Below are 821 nucleotides of genomic sequence, written 5' to 3' on the forward strand. Positions count from 1 at the left end.
CCCTTAATACTTTATGCCTCAAATCTTCTCTCCATTTTATTAATACTGAGCCAGGTATGTGCCAAATATTAAATGCTGTTGTTGGATCATAATCTACCTCGACAACTCTTACATTATCATCCTTTAAATGGGACAACAACCAATTATTATCAACAATTTCCTTAATTTCACCCATGTCACATCACTATGTTTTAAGCCTAAAAGAATTAAATTATTTTTAAGTTCATACAAATAAAAATTTTTTTCTCTATGTATATTTTTGATATAAATCATGTATTTCTATATAAATAGAAAAAATTATTAGGTTTAAGTTTATTTTTGCTAATGATAAAATGAAAATTATTTTTTGCTTATTACTTCTATTGTTACTTTAAACACCCCATTTTCTTCTTCTATGCTTACCAGAGATGGGGTATGCTTCACCGTTTTAAGATGTGAGGTAAGCCTCTACTCCGATACCAAGACAAAAAGATAAAGGGGTTAAGATGTCTCTCTCAGGTTAACTTAATAAGGAGTTAGATTAACTTTACTCCCACCTGAAGCGAGGAATAAGAGTATCATAAAGGGGTAACCCTTAAGGCCTTAGGAATCAATCTCCTTCATGGCTGTTAGCTTATATAAAATGGTCAGTGGAAAAATTAAATGAATTATATAAAATTTATCTCTAAGTAACGATCTCTAAGAATAGGATTTAAACATCTTAAATTAAATGCAATAAACTAATTAAAATGCTATATGAAAGATAATACTATATAAGCATACTGTTTAATCCTTCTTTTAGTGCTGCTTCATGAAGTTTTTTATCTGAAACAAGAAATGAA

The 821-nt window shown here is 29.0% G+C and carries 1 pseudogene; it reads right to left on the reverse strand.

Features of this window, described 5'->3' with window-relative positions:
• Positions 1 to 175: pseudogene (locus ACP5GV_RS08090) on the reverse strand (sulfurtransferase); the annotation flags it as partial.
• Positions 176 to 821: the final 646 nt, after the last annotated feature.

It is taken from the genome of Caldisphaera sp. (assembly GCF_049974385.1).
Taxonomy (GTDB): domain Archaea; phylum Thermoproteota; class Thermoprotei_A; order Sulfolobales; family Acidilobaceae; genus Caldisphaera.